17 protein-coding genes are annotated in these 19,183 nt (G+C 46.1%); 14 read left to right on the plus strand and 3 right to left on the minus strand.

Features of this window, described 5'->3' with window-relative positions; genetic code table 11:
• The first annotated feature begins 3 nt into the window (after window positions 1-3).
• Genes AAHN97_RS02925 through AAHN97_RS02945 form a run of 5 tightly spaced genes read left to right on the plus strand, consistent with a single transcriptional unit; the run spans window position 4 to window position 5,576 of the window.
• Window positions 4-1,674, plus strand: a complete 1,671-nt coding sequence (locus tag AAHN97_RS02925) for a C45 family peptidase (protein ID WP_343306061.1) — start codon at window positions 4-6, stop codon at window positions 1,672-1,674.
• Complete coding sequence (acpS, locus tag AAHN97_RS02930) at window positions 1,662-2,033, plus strand: holo-ACP synthase (RefSeq protein ID WP_343306062.1); 372 nt, start codon at window positions 1,662-1,664, stop codon at window positions 2,031-2,033. Before AAHN97_RS02925 ends, acpS begins: the two co-directional genes overlap by 13 nt.
• 10 nt (window positions 2,034-2,043) lie before the next feature.
• Window positions 2,044-3,333 carry a phenylacetate--CoA ligase family protein gene (locus AAHN97_RS02935; protein WP_343306063.1) on the plus strand — a complete coding sequence of 430 codons (1,290 nt, stop codon included), beginning with the start codon at window positions 2,044-2,046 and terminating at the stop codon, window positions 3,331-3,333.
• 39 nt (window positions 3,334-3,372) lie between these two features.
• Window positions 3,373-4,368, plus strand: coding sequence for an alpha/beta hydrolase family protein (locus AAHN97_RS02940; protein WP_343306064.1), 996 nt, complete (start codon window positions 3,373-3,375; stop codon window positions 4,366-4,368).
• A 26-nt stretch (window positions 4,369-4,394) separates the two neighbouring features.
• Window positions 4,395-5,576 carry a hypothetical protein gene (locus tag AAHN97_RS02945; RefSeq protein ID WP_343306065.1) on the plus strand — a complete coding sequence of 394 codons (1,182 nt, stop codon included), beginning with the start codon at window positions 4,395-4,397 and terminating at the stop codon, window positions 5,574-5,576.
• Here the strand turns inward: AAHN97_RS02945 and AAHN97_RS02950 are convergent.
• A complete protein-coding gene (locus tag AAHN97_RS02950; RefSeq protein ID WP_343306066.1) occupies window positions 5,573-6,046 on the minus strand; it encodes a DUF6702 family protein in 474 nt (157 codons plus the stop codon). The two genes, AAHN97_RS02945 and AAHN97_RS02950, sit on opposite strands and share 4 nt — an antisense overlap.
• 67 nt (window positions 6,047-6,113) lie before the next feature.
• On the opposite strand from AAHN97_RS02950, the gene AAHN97_RS02955 reads away from it, so the two are divergent.
• The 4 genes from AAHN97_RS02955 (at window position 6,114) to AAHN97_RS02970 (ending at window position 10,821) form a co-directional block, all read left to right on the plus strand.
• Window positions 6,114-6,701, plus strand: a complete 588-nt coding sequence (locus tag AAHN97_RS02955; RefSeq protein WP_343306067.1) for a HupE/UreJ family protein — start codon at window positions 6,114-6,116, stop codon at window positions 6,699-6,701.
• Window positions 6,702-6,707: 6 nt separating this feature from the next.
• Complete coding sequence (locus AAHN97_RS02960; protein ID WP_430516967.1) at window positions 6,708-9,023, plus strand: M1 family metallopeptidase; 2,316 nt, start codon at window positions 6,708-6,710, stop codon at window positions 9,021-9,023.
• Window positions 9,024-9,078: 55 nt separating this feature from the next.
• On the plus strand, window positions 9,079-9,918 hold the full coding sequence (gene bla / locus AAHN97_RS02965) for a subclass B3 metallo-beta-lactamase (protein WP_343306069.1): 840 nt from the start codon (window positions 9,079-9,081) through the stop codon (window positions 9,916-9,918).
• 69 nt (window positions 9,919-9,987) lie between these two features.
• Entirely contained in the window at window positions 9,988-10,821 is an 834-nt protein-coding gene (locus AAHN97_RS02970) for an NAD(P)H-binding protein (protein WP_343306070.1), read from the plus strand.
• Between the two features lie 46 nt (window positions 10,822-10,867).
• Here the strand turns inward: AAHN97_RS02970 and AAHN97_RS02975 are convergent, their stop codons facing one another.
• Complete coding sequence (locus AAHN97_RS02975) at window positions 10,868-11,269, minus strand: hypothetical protein (protein ID WP_343306071.1); 402 nt, start codon at window positions 11,267-11,269, stop codon at window positions 10,868-10,870.
• A 118-nt stretch (window positions 11,270-11,387) separates the two neighbouring features.
• On the opposite strand from AAHN97_RS02975, the gene AAHN97_RS02980 reads away from it, so the two are divergent.
• The 4 genes from AAHN97_RS02980 to AAHN97_RS02995 all read left to right on the plus strand — a co-directional run bounded on the left by AAHN97_RS02980 (window position 11,388) and on the right by AAHN97_RS02995 (window position 18,177).
• Window positions 11,388-11,948 (plus strand): RNA polymerase sigma factor, encoded by a 561-nt coding sequence (locus tag AAHN97_RS02980; protein WP_343306072.1) that lies wholly within the window; start codon window positions 11,388-11,390, stop codon window positions 11,946-11,948.
• 126 nt (window positions 11,949-12,074) lie between these two features.
• On the plus strand, window positions 12,075-13,118 hold the full coding sequence (locus tag AAHN97_RS02985; RefSeq protein ID WP_343306073.1) for a FecR family protein: 1,044 nt from the start codon (window positions 12,075-12,077) through the stop codon (window positions 13,116-13,118).
• Between the two features lie 191 nt (window positions 13,119-13,309).
• On the plus strand, window positions 13,310-16,468 hold the full coding sequence (locus AAHN97_RS02990; protein ID WP_343306074.1) for a SusC/RagA family TonB-linked outer membrane protein: 3,159 nt from the start codon (window positions 13,310-13,312) through the stop codon (window positions 16,466-16,468).
• A 38-nt stretch (window positions 16,469-16,506) separates the two neighbouring features.
• A complete protein-coding gene (locus tag AAHN97_RS02995; RefSeq protein ID WP_343306075.1) occupies window positions 16,507-18,177 on the plus strand; it encodes a RagB/SusD family nutrient uptake outer membrane protein in 1,671 nt (556 codons plus the stop codon).
• A gap of 31 nt (window positions 18,178-18,208) precedes the next feature.
• Here the strand turns inward: AAHN97_RS02995 and AAHN97_RS03000 are convergent, their stop codons facing one another.
• Window positions 18,209-18,718 (minus strand): DinB family protein, encoded by a 510-nt coding sequence (locus AAHN97_RS03000; protein ID WP_343306076.1) that lies wholly within the window; start codon window positions 18,716-18,718, stop codon window positions 18,209-18,211.
• A gap of 83 nt (window positions 18,719-18,801) precedes the next feature.
• Between AAHN97_RS03000 and AAHN97_RS03005 the strand changes: the two genes are divergently transcribed.
• Window positions 18,802-19,176 carry a DUF1801 domain-containing protein gene (locus AAHN97_RS03005; protein WP_343306077.1) on the plus strand — a complete coding sequence of 125 codons (375 nt, stop codon included), beginning with the start codon at window positions 18,802-18,804 and terminating at the stop codon, window positions 19,174-19,176.
• Window positions 19,177-19,183 lie beyond the last annotated feature (7 nt).

Here is a 19,183-nt window from a genome sequence, read left to right on the forward strand (position 1 = left end):
TATATGACCAGAGGAAGAAAAATATGGAGAAGGATCTGGAAAGGCTTACTATACATTGTAGGCTTTTTCGTGTTGCTGATAATTGGAGTCTTCATCTATCTCTACAGCGTGGCCAGGATGTTCCCGCCGGAGATAACAGACAAAAGCAGTTTGCAATGGCAACGTACACAACTGGATTCCACTGCTTTCACTTTGAACAACAGCTGGTTCCGGAAGAGCCGCAGTGGTTTATATGAAATGTATGTGGAAGGAAAACCCTTTGAGCGGGGAGTTGTATATGGCAAACTTGCAGCAGAACTTGTACAGCGCCAGGAAGATCATTTTACGGAACAGATCGGTAAAATGATCCCTTCCAGAACATACCAGCACTTCCTCAAATACCTGATCGGCTGGTTCAACCGGAACATGGATAAAAATGTGCCGGAAGAATATAAAGAAGAGATCTACGGTGTATCCTTCGCCGCTTCTGAAAAGTATGAATTCATCGGCTCTAACTATCAGCGCATCATGAACTATCATGCCGCACATGATATCGGGCATGCCCTGCAAAGTATGGCCCTGGTGGGCTGTACCTCCTTCGGTACCTGGAACGACCGTTCGGAAGACAGCAGCCTGATCATTGGCCGCAACTTTGATTTTTATGTAGGAGATAAGTTCGCAGAAGATAAGATCGTAGCATTCTACAGGCCGGATAAAGGATACGGCTTTATGATGATCACCTGGGGAGGATTCACCGGGGTGGTATCCGGCATGAATGAACAGGGGCTGACCGTTACCATTAATGCTGCCAAATCCAGCATCCCATCCGGTTCTGCTACACCCGTATCATTGGTGGCCAGGGAAATATTACAATATGCAAAGAACATAGACGAAGCATACGCCATAGCACATAAAAGAAAAATGTTCGTATCGGAATCTTTCCTGATCGGCTCGGCGAATGATAACCGTGCGGCTATCATAGAGAAAACACCAACCGAGTTATCACTCTATGACCCCAAAGGCAATGAGATCTCCTGCGCCAATCACTTCCAGAGTAAAACACTGGGCGCTTCCGATCCCAATCAGCAGCAACTCGCAGAAAGCGCATCTCCATACAGGTATCAGCGTTTGCAGGAATTATTGCAACGCAACGGTAAGAACAGTGTGGCCAAAACAGTAGCTATTCTGCGTGACCAGAAAGGTGTAAAAGATGCCGATATAGGCATGGGGAATGAAAAAGCAGTGAACCAGCTGATCGCGCATCACTCCATTGTATTTGAGCCTAAACAGCTGAAAGTATGGGTGTCCACCGCTCCCTGGCAATTGGGTGAATTTGTGGCCTATGACCTGAAAAAGGTACTGGCCATGAAAGGCCTGAAAGCGGATCAGGAGATCTGCGACAGTGCCCTGATCATTCCCGCAGATACTTTCCTGTTCACGGAAGATTACAAGCGGTTTGTGGACTTCAGAAGATTGAAAGCCGCCTTCATGGATAAGCAGCCCATAGATGTGGAGCGCCTGGTAAAAGATAATCCTAAGTATTATCATACATACGTGATAGCCGGAGATTACCTGTTTAAAAAGAAAGATTACAAACAGGCGGAAAAATACTATCGTCAGGCATTAACACGCGAAATAGCCACAAAAGCCGAGAAAGATCATATTTTGCAACGTATTAAATTATGCGGGGAATAGGAACAGATATCATTGAAGTAGACCGGATAACCTCCAAAATGGAAAAGGGGCAGGGATTCCGGGAGCTGGTGTTTTCACCGCTGGAAATAGCCTATTGCGAAAAGCAGACCCATAAGTACGAAAGTTACGCCGCCCGCTTTGCCGCAAAAGAAGCTTTCCTGAAAGCGCTGGGAACAGGCTGGGGCGGAAGTGGCATTCATTTTAATGAAATAGAGATCAGGAACAATGAAGCCGGTAAACCAGACCTTTACCTGATCGGGAATGCTGCCAGCCAGTTGGCGGGATTGAATGTTCAACAGATCTTCGTTTCCTTATCACATGTAAAGTCAGTTGCCATGGCCACCGTGGTGATCCTGTAATAAGATATTTATGTACATACCAGACATAGAATTGCAATCTGCCGCTTCGATCCGGCAATTCCAGGAAAAGGAGCTGCAACACCTGCTGGGATACCTGCGCCAGTTCTCTCCCTTTTATAAAGAATGGTTCTCCCTGCACAAAGTAAACACTGATAACATCCGGACCATTGCAGACCTGCGTAATATTCCCACTGTGAGCAAGGAAGACCTGCAACAACGTAACTGGGATTTCTTATGCGTGGATAAAGGCAAAATAGCAGAGTATACTACCACTTCCGGCACACTCGGTAAACCCGTGATCATTGCCCTCACAGAGAAAGACCTGCAAAGGCTGACCTATAATGAATACATTTCTTTCAGCTGTGCCGGTGGTACAGATGAAGATATCTACCAGCTGATGCTTACGCTGGACAGGCAATTCATGGCTGGTATGGCCTACTATTCAGGTATCCGGAAATTAGGCGCAGGCGTATTGCGTGTAGGCCCTGGGGTACCTTCCCTGCAATGGGAGAATATTGCACGCATACAACCTACCACCATCGTGGCGGTACCTTCTTTCATCTTAAAGCTGATCGCATTTGCAGAAGAACATGGCATTGATATCAATGTTTCTTCTGTTAAGAAAGCTGTATGCATTGGAGAGAACATCCGCAACGTTGACTTCTCCTATAATGTACTGGGCAAAAAGATCACGGATAAATGGAACATCCAGCTCTTTTCCACCTATGCTTCCACAGAAATGCAAACTGCTTTTACAGAATGTAAAGCAGGGCAGGGGGGGCATCATCATCCTGAACTACTCATTGTTGAATTGCTGGATGAACAGGACCAGCCTGTGCCTCCCGGCACTCCCGGTGAAGTAACTATAACAACATTAGGCGTGGAAGCCATGCCCCTGCTGCGTTACAAAACAGGAGATATCTGCCAGTATTATGAAGAGCCCTGCAAATGTGGCCGGCAGACTGTACGTTTATCTCCTGTGATCGGCCGCCGCAAACAAATGATCAAATACAAAGGCACTACCTTATACCCACCTGCACTATACGACCTCCTGAGTGAAATGGAAGATGTGAAGGAATTTATTGTGGAAGTGTTCTCCAACGAGATCGGGACAGACGAGATCTTACTCCATCTCAGCCCTTCTGAGGAGTCTGAGGAGATTGACCGGAAGATTAAGTCATACCTGCAGGCCAAACTCAGGGTGATCCCACAGGTAAAATACGCCACCATGCAGGATATCCTTAAAATGCAATTCCCCGAAGGCAGCCGGAAACCGGTGAAATTTATGGATAACCGGTAAAATTACGGTAACGTACACAATTTTCATATATTAGCGTATATGAAAAAGCTCCTTATTGCCTTTTTACTACTCTCCGGCATCACTAAAGCACAGGTGCTTCAGAAAATGGAACTGGTCATGGGCCCTTTGCCAGACCGTACCCATCTGCCGGATATGAACGTAACAATCGTAGATAGTCTTGTTGAAGAAGACCATACCCGTTACGATATCCGCTTCACTGTAGCGGAAAACGAGATTCTGCCTGCATTACTCTACATCCCGCATAAGAAAGGCAAACTCCCCGCTATGCTGGCCTTACATGGCACAGATCCTTTAGGTAGAAAAGCCATCAGCGGCGAAAACAAGAAGCCTAACAGGGCCTACGCCAAAGAATTAGCGCAGAGAGGATATGTAGTGATAGCACCTGATTATCCCAGCTTTGGAGATATGAAGGACTATGATTTTGAAAAGGACAGATACGCATCCGGCACCATGAAAGCCATCTTCGATCATATCCGCTGTATTGATCTGCTGCAATCAAGAAAGGAAGTAGATCCCGAACGCATTGGTGTAATAGGCCATTCCCTCGGAGGCCACAATGCTATTTTCGTGGCAGCATTTGATCCCCGCATCAAAGTGATCGTGGCCAGTTGCAGCTGGACGCTGATGGATTATTACAACATTGGTGAAGCTGCATCTAAGAAATTTGGCGGCAGGCTGGGTCCATGGGCACAGACACGTTACATGCCTTTGATCAAAGATAAATACCAACTGGAAAAAGTACCCTGGGATTTTGATGAAGTTATCAGTTCTCTGGCTCCAAGGCCGTTTTTCAACAATTCACCTGTTGGAGATGCTAACTTTGATGTGAAAGGAGTGGAGAAGGGAATGGTAACGATCACAAAGGCATATAAGCAGCTTAAAGCAGAAAAGAACCTGCAGGTAAGATATCCGGATGCAGCACATGATTTTCCGCCTGCAGTGAGATTAGAGGCTTATCAATTTATTGATAAGGTGCTGCACTATAAAGGTATTAATAAGCCAATGTTATTTTAATTCTATATTTATAGAAAAATAACCCAATGCCTGTAAAATTCTTTAAGTTATTATACGCCGCTATTTTATTACTGAGTGTTACAACCCAAGCTCAGAACAAACTTGATTCAACCGGGAATGCGGGGATCGGTACTCTAACGCCTTCAGAGAAACTGACGATATACAATGGGAATCAGTTGTTCAGAAAGCAGTTTGGAACAGGTGCTGATTATGATTGGTTGACCATTGGGTCACATGAACAAGGAGAGAAGGAAATAACTGGCGTGTTTACTGGTATTTTTGGCACTAATATTAATCCTGTTCTTGATGCTAATGGGAAACCAACTTCCAGGAATATACAACCTACCAATGCTTATCGTCAATCATGGGCGCTCACATTTGGAAGTGGGGATACGTACAATAATTTCTCTATCTGGGGAGGACGTGCTGCAACTGCCAATGTGCCTCTAAACCCGATTTTCAATATATCTTCCTCCGGGAATATTGGTATTGGCATTTCAAACCCGGTAGTTCCGCTGGACGTGACCGGTTCTATTAGATACAGCGGAATGATGATAAATGATGTGAGTGCGGAAAACACCACCGTCAGGCTCAAACCAGGAGCATCCAATACAGCAACCATCTCCGGTATATTTGAGGCATATGAAAAAGCAGATCTTGGTAATTCAGCATCAGCATTGTTTGGGATAGCTAATTCCAGCTGGGCTGCACCAGTCCCTTCGGTTGCCTTAATGTCTACCCAGCAAGGTACCGGTGTTACAAAAGATATCATGATCTGGGCACATGATAGCCCCAGCGCCACTAATACTGCACTTTGCATTAAAGCCAATACTAACAATATCGGGATTGGAACAACAACGCCGGGAACCTATAAATTAGCTGTGGAAGGTACGATCGGTGCCAGGAAAGTAAAAGTAATGGCACAGGAGATGCCCTGGGCCGACTTTGTATTTGATCCTGCATATGCTTTACCCACTTTGGAGAAAGTAGAGGTACACATCAGGTCTAAAAAACATCTTCCGGGCATACCTTCTGCGAAAGAAATAAAAGAAAATGGCCTGGACCTTGGCGAAATGCAGCAACTGCAAATGCAGAAAATAGAAGAACTAACACTATACCTGATAGAGGTCAATAAAAAACTTGCTGCGCAGCAGGCAATAATTGCAGAACAGCAAAAGGAAATAAGTGAGTTGAAAAAGAGCCGTTAAAACACAAAACTCGCCGCACTCTTCGGATTATCCAGCTTCGTACTCTGCCGCTTATCATTCACGATCACATGGATCATGTGGCTTTGTGATTCGTGTGCCTCATAAAGTATATCATCCTTTAATTCCAGCTTTTTTACATTGGCTACTCCGGAAACCTCCAGGAAACACCAGGCCGCATCTTCCTCTATCTTATAACCAAGGTAACGGGGCGCCACCATATGACCATCCACGGAGATCTGCAGATGCTGCCGGATATACCTTGCTATCAAAGTATCCACGATCACACGATTCTGTGGTTTGATGATATCAAAGGTGGTATTAGACTGTTTTTTGAGTGTATTCTCCAGGTCGTCCGCAAAGATCCTGCAGCTGATTTCCAGTGATTTATGAGCCGGATTGTGCCTGATCTCCGTCACACTCAGGTAGAACGGATGCAGAAAAAATAACCATTTGCATAATAATAGCCCCATTTGCCCCAAATATTTCGTTTTTTAATGTAGCATCCTTATCATTACGAAGTTACAAAAATCTAAATCCATGCAGGAGTTCAGCTTGTATTTTCAGGAAGGCTGGCAACATATCGTCGATTTGAGCGGATACGATCATATTTTATTTGTGATGGCATTATGTGCCGTCTACCTGATGAAGGACTGGAAAAAGGTACTCATACTGGTCACTGCATTCACAATAGGCCATTCCATCACCCTCGCATTAAGCGTATTGAGCATCGTAAAAGTAAATACGGCCCTGATAGAATTCCTGATCCCGGTGACCATTGTGATCACTGCATTAAGTAATGTATTCAGAAAAACAGAAGAAACAGGCGCTGTACAGCTGAACTATTTCTTTGCCCTGTTCTTCGGCCTTATTCACGGTATGGGTTTTTCCAATTACCTGAAAAGTATGCTAGGCTCGCAGACCGATATCGTACAGCCTTTACTGGCATTTAACCTGGGCCTGGAAGCAGGTCAGCTGATCATTGTATTGGTGGTCCTGCTGCTGGCACAGATCATTGTAAATTTATCCGGCGCAAAAAGAAGGGATTGGACGATGTTCATTTCCGCAGCTATTTTCGGAATAGCCTTTATGATGAGCCTGGAACGTTTAGGAACTTTAATGAAGTAGTATATGATGAAGCAAAAACTATTCCTCTGCTTGTTTGCAATAGCGCCTATGCTGTTACATGCACAGAACCCTGGCTCTAACCATGGGAACCGGTTTGAGCAGTTAGGATACCTGTTGGCAGACCCGAATATGTATCGCTCTGCATCCGGCATACCAGGACCAAAATACTGGCAGCAACGTGCGGACTATGAGATAGCGGCAGAGATTGATGAACCACAGCAACGCCTCAATGGTTCAGAAACCATCACTTATTTCAATAATTCTCCTGACCCGCTTACATACCTCTGGCTCCAGCTGGATGAAAATGAACACGATCCTAAAAGCGATAACAACAGCTTTAACGGAAGTAAGATGACGGACAGGATGAGCTCCCGTGCCATCAATGGCATTATGGGAATGGAACCTGGTCATGGTGTGAACATCCTCAAAGTAACAGATGCCACAGGCAAAGCGCTCACCTATACCATCAACCAAACAATGATGCGGATAGAGCTGCCTAAAACATTACAGCCCGGTGAAAAATTCCGCTTTAATGTGGATTGGTGGTATAAGATCCCCAACCGTATGACCCTTGGCGGCCGCGGTGGTTATGAATACTTCCCTGAAGATCAGAACAGCCTCTATACCATGGCACAATGGTATCCGCGCCTTGCTGTGTATTCAGACTTCCAGGGCTGGCAGAACAAACAGTTCACCGGCAGGGGAGAGTTTGCCCTCACCTTTGGCAATTTTAAAGTGAAGATGACCGTGCCGGCAGATCATGTGGTAGGCGCAACCGGCGAATGCCGTAACTATAAAGAAATGCTCACGCCTGCACAATTCCAGCGCTGGCAGCAGGCACAGTCTGCAGACCAGCCCATGGAAATAGTGACCCTGGCAGAAGCACAGCAGGCGATAAAAAGTAAATCCACCAATAAGAAAACATGGATCTACGAAGCGGAGAATGTACGTGATTTTGCATGGACTTCTTCCCGCCGCCTGGTATGGGATGCGCAGGCCACCAATGTAGAAGGAAAGAAAGTAATGGCCATGAGCTATTATGGCCCGGAAGCTTATCCTCTTTATCGCAGGTATTCAACCAAAGCTGTTGCACATACCCTGAAAGTATATTCTAAACATACCATTGCTTATCCTTACCCGGTAGCTATTTCCGTAGAAGCTTCCAACGGGATGGAATACCCGATGATCTGTTTCAACCATGGCCGTGCAGAAAAGGATGGCACCTATTCCGAATCTACCAAGTACGGTATGATCAGTGTGATCATTCACGAAGTAGGGCATAACTTCTTCCCCATGATCGTGAATTCAGACGAACGCCAGTGGTCATGGATGGATGAAGGGCTGAACACCTTCTGCCAGTTCCTCGCAGAGCAGGAATGGGATAACAATTATCCTTCCCAGCGTGGCCCAGCACAGCGCATCACAGATTACATGAAACTGCCTAAAGATCAGCTGGAACCGGTGATGAGCAATTCAGAGAACATTGTGTTGTTTGGCCCGAATGCTTACGCAAAGCCTGCCACCGCATTGAATATCCTGCGTGAAACCGTGATGGGCCGCGAGCTGTTTGATTATGCATTCAAAGAGTATGCACGCCGCTGGGAATTCAAACATCCTACGCCTACTGACTTCTTCCGCACTATGGAAGATGCTTCCGCAGTAGACCTGGATTGGTTCTGGCGCGGATGGTTCTTTGGTATTGAACCGGTAGATATTTCCCTGGATAGCGTGAAATGGTACCGCATGGATTCAAAGAATCCTGCTATTGAAAACAAACTCACGGAAAGCGAAGCACAACAGAAACAAAAACATATCGCTCAAACCCGCAACCGCGCACAAGGTGTTAAGTTTGCAGTAGAGCAGGATACCAGTCTGCAGGACTTCTATAATAAATGGGAACGTTACGCCGTAACACCGGATCAAACAGAAGCTTACAGTCAGATGCAGGCTTCCCTCACACCGGATGAAAAACGGTTGTATGAAAGCAAAAAGAATTTCTACGAACTCTCTTTCAGCAACCAGGGTGGTAACGTAATGCCTATTATTATTGAATGGACCTTTGCAGATGGCAGCAAAGAAGTAGATCGTATTTCCGCTTATATCTGGCGGCTCGATGAATATAAAGTAACCAAGGTTTTCGCAAAAGACAAGCAGGTAGTATCTGTGCGCTTAGACCCCTACCGGGAAACCGCAGATATTGAAGAAACCAATAACTACTGGCCACGCCAGGCTGTTCCTTCTAAATTTGAATTGTTTAAAGGGGAAAGGCCGGCACGGGGGACCCGGAATGACGGGAACCCTATGCAAAGGGCCAGGCAATAAGAAAAGCAGTTGGGGCGTCTCGCAGGAGACGCCTTTTTTTTATCTTTACAATACCATGCTAAAGAAACTATTTCAGATCACATTGCTGCTGTTAACCAGCTTCTGCGCAAATGCGCAAAACCCGGATTGGACAAGGGATTATAAACCCTTCAGGATTGCCGGTAATCTGTATTACGTGGGTACGTACGACCTGGCCTGTTATCTTATTACCACTCAACAGGGCCATATACTTATCAACACCGGCACAACAGGATCGGCTCCCATGATCCGTTCACATGTGGAAGCCTTAGGCTTTAAATTTACCGATATCAGGATATTATTGACAACGCATGCGCATGTTGATCATGTAGGCGCAATGGCAGCCATAAAGAAAACAACAGGTGCAAAAATGATGATCAATGAAAAGGATGCACTGGTGCTGGCTGATGGCGGGAAGTCCGATTATGTGCTTGGACCGGAATTCAGGTTCGACCCTGTGAAGGCAGATCGCCTGCTGCATAAACAGGATACCATTACTCTCGGTGGCATGCAGATCATAGAGTTGCATCACCCGGGTCATACAAAAGGCGCCAATAGTTTTATGTTTACGGTGAAAGATTCCAGCCGCTCATATCGTGTATTGATCGCCAATATGCCCTCCATCCTGGATGAAACCAATCTTGCCGGCATGCCCAAATATCCGGAGGTGGCCAAAGATTATGCTTATACATTGGGAGCAATGAAAAAGCTGCAGTTCGATCTCTGGCTTTCTTCTCATGCCAGCCAGTTTGAGCTGCACGAAAAACACAAACCCAACGATGCTTATAACCCGGCTGTATTTGCAGACCGAAAAGGATATGATACTTACCTAAACGATCTTCAGAATGCTTATTTAAAAAAATTGAAAGGAAAATAATCCCTGTCGGTTTTGTTCTATTTTCCAGGTGTGGCTCATCCTAATTTTGGTAAAAAATAACCAAACTATATGAACACACAAACAACAACCCTCGTATTAGGCGGCACCGGCAAAACAGGTAGCAGAGTAGCAGAACAACTAAAAGCAAAAGGTTGGCCCGTAAGGATCGGCTCGCGTTCCGCAACCCCTTCTTTCGACTGGGAAGATGCAGCAACATGGAAACCCGCATTGAAAGACATTGATGCTGTTTACATCAGTTATCACCCGGATCTGGCCATACCCGGCGCCGTTAAAAAAGTAGGCGCATTTACCAAACTGGCCGTGGAAAATGGTGTAAAGAAATTGGTATTACTCTCCGGCCGCGGAGAAAAAGAAGCACAGGATTGCGAGGAGCTCATCATGCAGGCAGGTGTGGATTGGACGATTGTAAGATGTGCCTGGTTCAATCAGAACTTCAGCGAAGGATATATGCTGGATCCTATTATTGAAGGTCATGTAGCACTACTCGCAGGAGATGTACGTGAACCATTTGTAGATGTGGACGATATTGCTGATGTAGCCGTAGCTGCATTAACAGAAGAAGGCCACAACGGTCAGTTATACGAATTAACAGGTGCCCGTCTGATCTCTTTTCGTGAAGCTATTGCAGAGATCTCTAAAGCCACCGGCAGGAAGATTAAATATGAACAGGTTTCTGAAAAGCAATACAGGTCCATGCTTGAGGAATATAGTGTTCCTGAAGAATTTATCTGGCTGGTCATCTACTTATTTTCAGAAGTGCTGGACGGAAGGAATGAAAGCCTGGCCGATGGTGTACAACGCGCTTTGGGCAGAGCACCACGGGATTTTTCAGATTACGTTAAAAGAACGGCGGCAACAGGTATCTGGAATGCACGCAACTAAAATCATCTAAAGGGTTCGCAGTGAAGAAGCTGTGGGCCCTTAATATTTACCGGACAAGCGTGTATACGTTGTAGCAACCTTCTATACAAGCCGGGTCAATGGGATAAAGGATCAATAACTCTTTTCCAATAACATACTTAAGAACATGGGCTGTTGGGCGCGAGGTACTGGTTAAGGAGATCCTGTTACTATCAATTCTATAATGATCATTCCCGTTGGCCACAGCAGGCGAAGCGCTAAACTGGCCATCGCTTTTGAATTCAATATAAACAGGATTATTCGGATCAGCAGGTCTGATCTCCAGTGGCCCGCCAGTGCTGATAGCTGATTGCTTAAGTTTCCATTTACCAACAAGCCAATGGTATTCTACCGGTTCTTTGCCCTTGTCTCTATTTTTCTTGCAGGCAAATAGTAAAAAAAGCATACAGGTGTAGAGTAGATATTTCATGTCGTGGTGTTTAATGGTGAAACGGCAAAAAGACGGGAAAGGTTACACAGCATGGGAGCCAAAAGGAAATTTCGTCCAATTGGATAAAATTCCTTACTTTTTCGCCACTAGATAAGTCATGGGTTCAAACCTAACACAACACGTCGACAGTTGGTATGCCAAGTTTCATGCGCACCTGATCTATATCGCCACCCGTTGGGGATATGGGGAGGAAGAGAGCAGAGACCAGGTACAGCAATTCTTCCTGGAACTGCTGCAAAAGAACCTCGAGCCTGCTGATATTCAACATCCCAAAGCTTACCTCACCCGGGCTTTCGGCCGTAAGCTGATAGATGACTACCGCCGTTCGAAGCAACAGCAGCCCAAAGCAGAATTGACAGAAAATACGGCCTACGAACCCTCCGTGCTGGAAAACCTGGTCCGCCTTCAATCTAATGAAGAACTCCTGGCCTCTATCAGAGCTGCATTCAAACGTCTCCCTGCCCGCTGCCAGAACGTGATCCACCTCAAATACTATGAGGGCCTCACCACAGAGCAGATCGCAGAACGAACAGGCCTCAATACCCGCTCCGTATACAACAACCTCTACGAAGGCATTAAAGCCCTCCGTGAGGAGCTGAGGAATTCCAATCCAAGGTTGAAGTTTGCCGCCATTTTCTCCCTGCTGCCAGCGCTTTAAGCAACCCCCGGCAAATAAATCACCATTCTCCCTGCTGCCAGCGCTTTAAGCAACCCCTCAAAAAAAACTTCCCCAAAAGTTGGTAAAAGAAACCTCTCCCTCCGTCTATAGAGGAAACAGGTACATATGCCGGACCGTTATGAAATCGAGGAACTCGTCATAAACGACAGTTTTATCAACTATTGCTTTAACAGGAACCCATCAGATACTACCCACTGGAAAAACTACCTCACCGAACATCCGGAAGAGGCAGCCACCATCGCTGAGGCCCGGGAACTGGTACTCGGCATCTCCCTCATGTTAATAGAAACAAAGGAAGAAGAAACCGTTGTGATCCCCATGCATAGCAGGAGAAAAAACCTCCAAACCCTCTTCGCCGCAGCCGCCATCGCAGCCGTGATCGCTGTTTCCACGTTTTTCCTCTTCAGAAATAAGCCAGAGGTATCAGTGGCGCCGCAATTATATGCATTCACCACCGCCCTCGCAGAAAAGCGCACGATCAAATTGCCTGACAGCTCTACCGTGATCCTCAACGCCGGATCGGAATTGCTGCTGGACAAGGATTTTGGCAGAGAAAACCGCACCGTAAGCCTGAAAGGAGAAGCTTTGTTTGAAGTACAGCACGATGCGGAAAAACCTTTCATCGTAGGTGTAGAAGGGTATGATGTTAAAGTATTGGGTACGGTATTCAATGTAAAAGCATATCCCGGAGACAAAAAAAGCGAAACCTCCCTGATCAGCGGAAAGGTAGAGATCTACCTGAAACATACGGCCGCAGCTTATAAAACCCTGCTGCCAAAAGAGAAGTTTGTGATCGTAAAAGACCTGGAGGCGTTGCCGGCATCATCCGCACCCGCAGATATAAAGCCGCGTTCCACTGCAATTATGCCGCTGTCTTACAACCGCAACCTGGTGAACGTGGAAACCGCATGGTCACAGAACCGCCTGGTGTTTGAAAATGAAACCTTCAGCGATATCCGGCAAAAGCTGGAACGCTGGTTCAACGTACAGATCATCTTTGAAGATAAAATAGTAGAGCAGTATACATTCACCGCCACTTTTGAAAAGGAAGATATCAACCAGGTTATGAAAGCCCTGCAGGCTTCTTATGGATTCAAGTATAACATTAAAGGAAAAGAGATCAAGATCAGTCACCAAAATCGGAGATAACGTTTTTTACATATAGCAATCACAATTCCCATTTAAAAAAGGAGGGGAGCACAGCTGGTACCTGTTCTCCCCTGGCTAAAAACAAGGGCAGCATTGCTGCGCCGCATTTTTAACATTTAAACCTCCTCTAAGGTATGAAAAACACCTGTATTAAACTGCCCTCCCGGAGGGCGTTTAAAAAGATTCTACTTATGAAACTGACAACGGCATTGTTGCTGCTTACCACATTGCAGGTGACGGCATATGAAGGAAACTCGCAGAATAAGGTCAGTGTGGATTTTCGTAACACACAACTCACCCGCGCACTGAAGGAAGTGGAACGCAAAACGGATTACCGCTTCGTGTTCAGCAACCTTGTATTGAATGAGGGTGTGAAAGTGACGGTGGACGCCAGGAACGTCCCCGTTTTAGACCTGCTCTCACAAATGCTCAACGGCACCGGCCTCGTTTTTGATAAACTTGGCGAAAACCTGGTGGTCATCAAAAAAGAAGAAACGCCGCTGGGAGAGATCACCGTAAAAGGAAAGGTCACAGACCGCACGGGTTTGCCCCTTCCGGGTGTTAGCATTGTATCCGGCCCCGGAAAAGGCACGATATCAAATGAACAGGGAGAATACTCCATCCGCATAGATGAAAAAGGCACGCTCACATTCAGCTTTATCGGATACGCCCCACAAGCCATCCCCATAAACGGCCGGACGTCCATTAACGTTACCCTGCTGGAAAGTAAGGATACGGAGCTGAACGAAGTGGTGGTAGTTGGTTATGGTACCATGAACAAACGCGACCTCACGGGCGCCGTTACAAAACTGGGCCAGGAAGATCTGATCGCAGGCTCCGTATCCCCGCTGATGGCTATCCAGGGAAAAGTACCCGGCCTTACAGTGATCTCCACCAATGGAACCGATCCCAATGCAGGGGTATCATTACAACTGCGTGGTGTGAATTCCATCAATGCCGCACAGGGTCCCTTGGTGGTAATTGATGGTATCCCCGGTGGTAACATCAACACGGTAGTAAAAGAAGATATTGAATCCATCAGCGTATTACGCGATGCATCTGCCGGCGCCATCTATGGTACCAGGGCTTCCGGCGGCGTGATCCTGATCACCACTAAAAAAGCAAAGGCCGGCATGCTCCGCGCCACCTTTACCAGCGAATTATTCCTGGAATCTATCCGCAGAAGACCGGAATCCCTTACCGCAGAAGAATTTGTAGCTAATAAAGTGGGTACAGACCTGGGGCATAAAACAGACTGGTACAAAGAAGTGACCAACAAATCTCCCTTTAGCCAGCGTTACGTATTGAACGTAAATGGTGGAACGGAAAATGCACAGGTATACGCTTCCTTCATGACGCGTAATGCAACGGGCATGGCCATAGAATCCAAAAGAAAGGAATACAGCGGCCGCATCAATACCCATTTCACTTTTTTCAATGGTGTAGCAGAACTCAGTACCAACGTCAGCTACATCCAGGCCAATGCCACCTTTAGTGATAATGGTATTTTCAACATGGCACTCACCATGAACCCCACGGAAACACCTTATAACGCAAATGATGTAACCGGTTATAATATTCCTCTTGGTGGCTTTGATTATTTTAACCCCATCGCAGAGGTAAAACTGAGAAAGGACCTGGGCCAATATAAAAACCTGCTGGCCAGTTCCACACTCCGGCTCAATATCACCAAAGACTTTTATGCTTCAGGTATGATAGCATTAAAGAATGATACGGAACATAAGAACTACTACCGCTCAGCACAGCACCGCATTTCCAGGAATGATAATGTTGACGGGAATGCCAGCCAGTCCTATTCCCGCTGGGACGATCGCACACTGGAACTAACCTTGAATTACAACAAGAATATCGGCCACCATTACATCAATGCCGTAGGTGGTTATACCTACCAGGATTTTAATGGCCAGGGCTTCAGTGCCAATAACTCCAACTTTCCGGTAGATGGTATTCAGGACAATGATATGGGTACCGGTACCTGGCTGGCAGACGGCCGCGCAGGTATTGGATCCTGGAAGAGCAATACCGTAAAACTGATCGCGTTCTTCGCGAGAGTGAACTACTCTTTCAGGGATCGTTATATCCTCACTGCTTCACTGCGGCATGAAGGATCTTCCAAATTCGCACCCGGTAACCAATGGGGTGATTTCCCGGGTATCTCAGCCGCATGGCGTATTTCAGAAGAGACCTTCCTGAAAAACTCCAACCTGGTGAGCAACCTGAAACTCCGTGGCGGTTATGGCGCTACCGGTAACGAAGGATTCAACGCCAATGTATCTACCCGTGTTTATGGAGCAGACACCTGGTGGCTGGCAGATGGAGAATGGATGCGTACATATGGTGTGCTGCACAACCAGAATAAAAACATCCGCTGGGAAGTAAAAAAAGAAGTGAACGTAGGTCTTGATTTCGGTTTGTTTAACGACAGGCTGAATGGTCGTGTTGACTTTTACCAACGCCGTGTTGATGATATGATCTACGATGTGAGCGTCTCCCAGCCACCCGCTATTCATGACAAAACCAGTGTGAATGTTGGTAACATGGATAATAAAGGATATGAAATTGAACTTAACTGGGTAGCCATAAAAAATGCAGACTGGAATTATACCACCGGCATCATAGCTTCAGGTAACCGCAGTACATTGACCACATTGAACGGCGGGCAAACTTTTGCAGACCGTAAAAGTTTCCCTGCCCCCGGTAATCCCGGAACTGCCGTGAGGCTCTATCCCGGAGAAGATATCGGCCGTTTCTTTATCTGGCGTTTTGCCGGATTTACAGATGCCGGTAACTGGATGCTCTATGATAAAACAGGTAAACCATTTGATGTGAAGGCACAGGCGAAAAAGAATGAAGACAAAGTGTTCATCGGTAATGCCATCCCTAAAGTAATGTTGTCCTGGAATCATAGCCTTAGCTGGAAGAACTTTGATGCGGGCCTCTATATGCGTAGCTGGATAGGCCACGATGTATTCAATATGATCAACATGTACTACGGCCTTCCGACTGTAAAGGGGCAGAATGTACTACGTGATGCATTCGATAAGAACAAGAACGTAAAAGGTGAAAAAGAACTGACCGATTACTGGCTGGAAAAAGGCACCTTCCTGAAACTTGATGCATTCAACATCGGATACACCTTCCCTGCACAAACAGTGAAACCATTGAAGGGCCTGCGCCTGTATGTAACTGCGCGCGACCTCTTTGTACTCACCAATTATAGTGGTCTGGACCCTGAAGTGAACATCAACGGGCTGGAACCTGGTTTTGAAGAACGGAATGTATATCCGAAAACACGCACGTTCATGTTCGGCCTGCAGGCAAGTTTCTAAGCCTGCAGCCCTTATTATTCATTCCACAAGTAATTCGTATGAAAAAGATATTCTTATTGTTAATGATACTCTTCTTCGGAGCCTGCACAAACCTGGATCAGCAGTTCCACGACAGGGTAACACCGGAAACATTCTATAAAAGCAAAAAAGATATTCTCGCTGCACTCTATCGCCCCTTTACCCATGCACGCTGGTATTTGGGAGAAGACAGATGGAACCTGCAGGAATATACAGCAGATCAGTTTGCCATTACCACTAAAGGCCGCCACTGGTACAATGGAGGAGAGAACGAACGTTTCCATTATCACCGCTGGACGCCGGATGATGGATGGGTTTGGGGAACATGGCGTGGAACCCTCATGGGTGTTGCATTGGCCCTGGATGCTAAAAAGGACCTGGAGAAACTGGACTACACTAAATTTGCCTTAACACAGGCAGATAAAGATGATCATGTGAACCAACTGAACACCCTCATTGCACTCTTCTATCTGAGAGGGCTGGATTATTTCGGCGGGCTGCCCATTTTCACATCGCTGGAAGGAGAATCCCTTCCGCGTAAAACAGACCTGGAAACTTTCACGCATATCGAAACATTGCTGAAAGAAGCAATACTGAAACTGCCGAAGAAGAAAGTAACGGATAAAGAAGAAGGAGCATTAAGACAAGCCGCCGCTGCTACTTTGCTGGCAAGGCTGTACTTCAATGCAGAAGCCTACATCAATAAACCCATGTTTGCAGAAGCAAAGAAACTCTGCCAGGATATACTCGCCAAACAATACGGCGAATACAGTTTAGATCCCACCTGGTTTGGCATGCATACTTTTACAAACGACAAATCACCTGAGATCATCTGGTCTATTCCTTCTGAATTCAACAAGCTGCAATACGACTGGTTCTTCAGTGTGTTCTATCACTACAATACAGCCAAGTATTTTGATATAGATGGAGGGCTTAACAATGGCGGGCATCTTCAACCTTCTCTCACACCAACCGGTGCGCAATATTCTGCGCAATACAAATTGGGTTCTCCATTTGAGAAGTTCAACAATGCAGACCTTCGCAAAAAGCCATACAAGTATTTAGGCGGCGGAAAATATGAAGGCATGTTCATTTACGGCCCTCACTTAACACCTGCCGGTGACGTGATTGTTGGAGGAGAGGAATATAAAAACCTGCCCATGGTATTTGTGGACCAGGTTGGCCGTTTCTCTGAAGTTGGCCCTGGTAAACGTTATGCCAGCATTGCTGACCTGCCTTCCAAAATGTCTGAAGGAGAAGAGAACACCGGTGTGCGCATTGTAAAGGTGCCTATCCCGAACAACACTGATAAAACCCTCCGCTGGGGAGCAGACAATCCTGCTATCCGCCTTACGGAAGTTCAATACATGCTGGCAGAATGCCTGATGCGTGAAGGAGATAAAGGTGGCGCTGCTACATTGATCAATACCGTACGGAAAAGGAACTTTACAGGCGGTGTAGATCCTGACCCTGTTACTGTAGCTAACCTGGATGAATACCGCATGCTGGCCGAATGGGGAACAGAGTTCCTGGCTGAAGGCCGTCGCAGAACGGATCTGATCCGCTGGAAGAAATTCACCTCAGATTCCTGGTGGGACCATACACCATCTGACGCACATTACAACAGATTCCCGGTGCCAACGCAGGCCATATCAGGGAATAATAACCTGAAACAGAACGATGGATACTAACCAAAAGGGCGGCTATAACTTAGCCGCCCTTTTATTTTGCAATGATCTCCCGGACACTCGCCAGGTGATGATCATCATGTTCCGCAACAAAATAGGCGAGATCAATGATCCGCATAGGCGTTTTTAAACGGGGATGTAAAGCGGTGTTATGCAATTGTTCATTCTTCAGACGGCTCAGCTTGTTCACAAACTCTAGTCTTTGTTCCCTGAACCCCTGTTGCAATGTTTTTATATCCGCGGCATTGTGGTTGGCCGTATGGGTTCTTTGATTGGTGAGATCTGCCACCCTTAGTTCTGCTAAACCGTTGATGAGATCATCCAGCCTGCCGATCCATAAAGACTCAACATCGGAGAGATGCCCTATTTGTTCCTTGATACTCCATTTATCATCCTCTTTTAAAGTCAGTAAAGCGGGGTCGAGTTCCCTGGTGATTTCCTCGATCCTTGCAGGCGTACCTCTCAACCGCTCAATAATAGAAGGCAAAATTCCATTGTCTTCGATCAGGGGGAATTTTCTTTTGAACCATTCTGTTTTTTGCATGGCATATGGGTTTATCAGGTCAAATGTACAGCAAAATGCCTTCCGATATCTTATCTTAGAGGGAGCAAAAAACACACAAAATAATGGCAAGTGATAAAGATATAATCACCTTCTTATCATCTTATGATGAGAAAGTAACTTCCGATGCATTGCTACTTCGCAAGCTATTATTTGCAAACCTCCCGGACATAGAGGAACAAATAGACCTGCCCGCGAAAATGATCGGCTATTGCTATGGCCAGAAGTATGCAGAATTAATATGTATGCTCATTCCTTCAAAGAAAGGCCTGAAGCTAAGCTTCAACAGAGGTAGCAGTCTGCCGGATCCTGATAAGCTGTTACAGGGAACAGGAAAGATCTCCCGGTATGTAGAAATAAAAGGAGAAGAAGAGATAAATTCCCCACAACTTAAAAGACTGTTGGCTGCCGCCCTGGAAGCCTACCACGCACGTAAATAAACAAACC

The organism is Chitinophaga niabensis (genome assembly GCF_039545795.1).
In the GTDB taxonomy this organism is placed as follows: domain Bacteria; phylum Bacteroidota; class Bacteroidia; order Chitinophagales; family Chitinophagaceae; genus Chitinophaga; species Chitinophaga niabensis_B.